Annotated in this window: 3 protein-coding genes; all 3 read left to right on the forward strand. The window is 70.8% G+C overall.

Annotation, left to right across the window (positions count from 1 at the left end; genetic code table 11):
• A partial coding sequence (locus tag V7004_RS15240; protein ID WP_334145066.1) for a prolyl oligopeptidase family serine peptidase occupies positions 1 to 2,049 on the forward strand: 2,049 nt, incomplete at its 5' end.
• A gap of 499 nt (positions 2,050 to 2,548) precedes the next feature.
• Complete coding sequence (locus V7004_RS15245) at positions 2,549 to 3,268, forward strand: transposase (protein ID WP_334145069.1); 720 nt, start codon at positions 2,549 to 2,551, stop codon at positions 3,266 to 3,268.
• Positions 3,269 to 3,386: 118 nt separating this feature from the next.
• Positions 3,387 to 4,364 (forward strand): ISL3 family transposase (locus V7004_RS15250; RefSeq protein WP_334145067.1); only part of this gene is annotated, 978 nt, incomplete at its 3' end.

Below are 4,364 nucleotides of genomic sequence, written 5' to 3' on the forward strand. Positions count from 1 at the left end.
GTCCCGCCCCCGCCACCGACCCGCCGCGACGACGTCGTCGACCTCCTCCACGGCCGCGAGGTCGCCGATCCCTACCGGTGGCTCGAGGACGGTTCCTCCGAGGCCACCCGATCCTGGGTCGAAGCCCAGAACGCGCACAGCTCGCGCATCCTGTCGGCGGTCCCCGGGCGCGACGCACTCCACCGGCGCCTGGTCACCCTCCTGCGCGCCGGATCGTCGGTGGCGTGCATGGTCGCGGGCGACCGGGTGTTCTCCCTGGAGCGCTGGGGACGGCACGACCAGGCGGTGCTGGTGGTCCGGCCCGCCAAGGCGCGGGGCCTGGCCCGCACCATCGTCGATCCGCACCGCCTGACCGGCGACCCCACCACCGCGATCGACTGGTACCACCCTTCACCTGACGGACGCCTGGTCGCCTACGGGCTGTCGTCGGGGGGCGACGAGCGCAGCACGCTCCACGTCCTCGACGTCGAGACCGGCAAGCGGCTGGCCGACCGCATCCCCAACACCCGCGCCGCGTCGATCGCCTGGACGCCCGACGGGCAGGCCTTCGCGTACACCCGGTACCCCGAGCCTCACACCGTTCCCGACGAGGAGCAGGGCTACTGGCGCAAGGTCTACTGGCACCGGCTGGGCCAGCACTGGCGCCAGGACGAGCTCGTGTGGGACAAGCTGCCCGACAAGACCGCGTGGACCAACGTGTCGATCTCCCGCGACGGGCGGTGGATGCTGCTGCACGTCTCGCTGGGGTGGAGCCGGGTGGACGTGCACCTCATCGACCGCAGCACCGGTGCGCACACGGTCATGATCGAGGGGGTCGAAGCCGTCTCGTCGTTCACCGTCGTGGGCGACCAGGTCATCGGGGTCACGACCCTCGATGCCGATCGTGGCCGGGTGGTGTCGGCACCGGTCGCGGCCGCGTGGCAGGACCACTGGTGCACGATCGTGCCCGAGAGCGATCACGTCCTGGAGGCGGTGGTGCCGACCGCCGACTCGCTGCTGGTGCTGTCCTCGCGCTCGGCGGTGTCGTACCTCGACCGGTATCGCCTCGACGGGACCGGTCACGAGCCCGTCGAGCTGCCGGGCATCGGGTCGCTCGCCGGGTTGTCGGGCAGCCGCGACCGGGACGAGGCGTTCTTCTCGTTCACCTCGTTCGCGCTGCCACCGACCATGTACCGCTGGCGTCCGGGCACGATCCAGGACTGGAGCCGGCTCCGCCAGTACGACGGCAGCGGCGAGGAGACGCCCGGCGACATCGTGGTCGAACAGGTTCGCTACGAGAGCACCGACGGAACGCCGGTGACGATGTTCCTCATCCGGGCGGCGCAGACCGTCCCGTCGCCGGACACGGCGTGCATCCTGACCGGGTACGGCGGCTTCTCGATCACCATGGGCCCGGCGTACTCGGCCGCGGTGGTGGCGGTGTGCGAGCGGGGGGCGATCTACGCGGTGGCCAACATCCGCGGCGGTGCGGAAGAGGGCGAGGCCTGGCACCGGGCGGGGATGCGCGAGCACAAGCAGCGGAGCTTCGACGACTTCGCGGCCGCCGCCCGATGGCTCGTGTCAGAAGGGATGACCTCCCCCGAGCGGTTGGCGATCCGCGGCGGGAGCAACGGGGGTCTGCTGGTCGGCGCGACCATCACCCAGCACCCGGAGCTGTGCCGCGCTGCGCAGATCGCGGTGCCGCTGCTGGACATGCTGCGCTACCACCACTTCCTCATCGCCCGCTTGTGGATCCCTGAGTACGGCGACCCGGACGTTCCCGAGGAGTTCGAGTGGCTGCACGCCTACTCCCCCTACCACCGGGTGGTGGATGGCACCTGCTACCCCGCGGTGCTGCTCACGACCGCCGAGGGCGACAGCCGGGTCGATCCGATGCACGCCCGCAAGATGGCCGCTCGCCTCCAAGCGGCGACTTCCTGCGGCGCCGAGCGTCCGATCCTGCTGCGCGAAGAGCGTGAGGCCGGCCACGGCCAGGGCAAGCCGGTGTCCAAGCAGGCCGAGGAGCTGGCCGACGCCCTCGGCTTCCTCTTCTGGCAGCTCGGCACCTGAGCGACCTGCTCACTCGTGCGAACCGCCCGGTCCCGAAGCGGGAAAGTGGCGCTTCGCGGATGAGCGGGGTGTAGGGGTCCCGGGCGCGTAGCAGGGGCACTGCGAATCTGACGGTGTCAAAGCCTTCGGATCCTGAGGTGCCCCTGCTGTGTTCAACGCTACGCGCGCGTGCGAGCTGTTGGTTGGTCTCCCCGGCGGTGAACGTCCTCGACGTCGTCGAGCCGCTCGCCGGCCGGCTCGAGGTCACCGTCGAGTCGATCATCGAGTCGCCGCTCTGTCCGAACTGTGGTGAGCGGGCATGGGTGAAGGATCGCCCCGTCGTCGAGCTCGTCGACCTCACCTGTTTCGGGCGGCCGGTCACCCTGCGATGGAAGAAGCACCGCTTCTGGTGCCCGAGGCCGTGGTGCCGGCAAGGGTCGTGGACACATGAGGACCCGCGGATCGCCGCGCCTCGCTTGTCGGTGTCGGCGCCAGCTGGCATGCGATCAACGACGACGTCATCGCCTACGGCACCGCGCCTCTCGAGGCGGACACGGATCGGGTCGGGACCGTCGAAGCTCTCGGTGTCGATGAGGTGCTCTTCGCCCGGGTGGGGCGGTGGCGGACCCAGGCGTGGTCCACGTCGATCGTCGACGTCGCTGGGGGTCAGCTCCTCGACGTGATTCCGGGCCGCTCGTCGGCAGGCCTGTGCGAGTGGCTCGCGGCGATGCCCAAGGCGTGGCTGGACGCGGTGTCGTGGGCGGTGTTGGACCTGTCGGGGCCGTGGCGACTCGCGTTCGACACGATGCTGCCCGCGGCCTGCCAGGTCGCCGATCCGTTCCACCTGGTGAAGCTCGCGAACCAGCGTCTCGACGAGCTCCGACGCCGGGTGCAGCAGGAGACCCTCGGCCACCGTGGCCACAACCACGACCCGCTCTACCGCTCCCGCCGCCTGCTCACCCGAGCCGACGAACGCCTCGACGAGAAGGGTCGATCGAAGCTGCTAGGGCTGCTCGACGCCGGCGACCCCCGCGGTGAGGTCCGCACCGCGTGGCACGCGAAGCAGACCGTGAGAGGCACCTACGACATCGCCGACCCCGACCTTGCCGCCGTGTTCGTCGAGCGGCTCGGCTGGGATCTCCAAGACGGCTCCTGCCCGCCCGAGGTCCGCCAGCTCGGCCGCACCATTGTGGCCCTACGCGGTGAAGCTGGGAGTGGTGGGGTGGGGGTCCGCTGGTGAGGTGGGGGCCTCGGTGAAGCTCGTGACTGTCTGACGGTCCGAGTTCAAGGAGGCCCCGGTGGGTGACGGTAGTGCTGGTGCGGTGTGGTTTGGCGCGCTTGGGTTCAAGGTGTTGAGGGTGCTCGATGCCGAGTTCGAGTTGGTGGTCGAGGTCGAGTCGACCGCGACGGTGGTGGGGTGCGGGTCGTGCGGGACGCGGGCCAAGGCGAAGGATCGGCGCTGGGTCACGTTGGCGGACGCACCCTCAGCGGGGCGACCCGTGCGGGTCCGGTGGCGGAAGCGGGTCTGGTCGTGTCCCGAGCCGGCGTGTGACGCCAAGACGTGGACCGAGCAGTCGACCTTGGCGGGCCCGCGGCGGGTGTTGACCGAGCGGGCTGCGTCGTGGGCGACCGAGCGGCTCGCCGCGGTCGAGGGGACGACCGCCTCGTTGGCTCGAGGGTTCGGGGTGTCGTGGTCGACGGTGTGGGCCGCGGTCGAACGGCTCGGCCGCGAACGGATCGACGACCCGGGCCGAGTCGGGCCGGCCGCGATGGTCGGGTTCGACGAGACCGTGATGTCACCGGCTCGGCGGCGTCGACGTCGCCGGTTCGTGACCGCCGTGGTCGACGTGGAGACTGGCCAGATCCTCGACGTGTTCGAAGGCCGCGACGCACGCGATCTCCGGGACTGGATGGCATCGATGCCCCCGGAGTGGCTGGCGGGCATCGATGTCGTGTCGGTCGACCCCCACGAGGGCTACCGCAGCGCGGTGGTCAACCCCGACCCCCTCACCGGGCTTGAGAGCCCGCTGGCCGGAGTGATCGTGGTGGTCGACCCGTTCCACGTCGTGCGCCTCGCGAACCACGCCGTCACCAGGGCACGCCAACGCACCCAGCGGGAAACGTTCGATCGGCGTGGTTGGAAGGGTGACCCGCTCTACGACGTCCGCAAGCTGCTGCTGATGGGCGCCGAACGGCTCGACGAGCGGGGCTGGGAACACCTCCGCTCGGCGCTCGACGCCGGCGACCCCGACGACAACGTCGCCGACTGCTGGGTCGGCAAGGAAAAGGTCCGCGACGTCTACCTCACCGACGACCCGGTGCTCGCCGCCGCCCGG

The organism is Rhabdothermincola sp., from assembly GCF_036846205.1.
GTDB lineage: Bacteria > Actinomycetota > Acidimicrobiia > Acidimicrobiales > Acidimicrobilacustridaceae > Rhabdothermincola.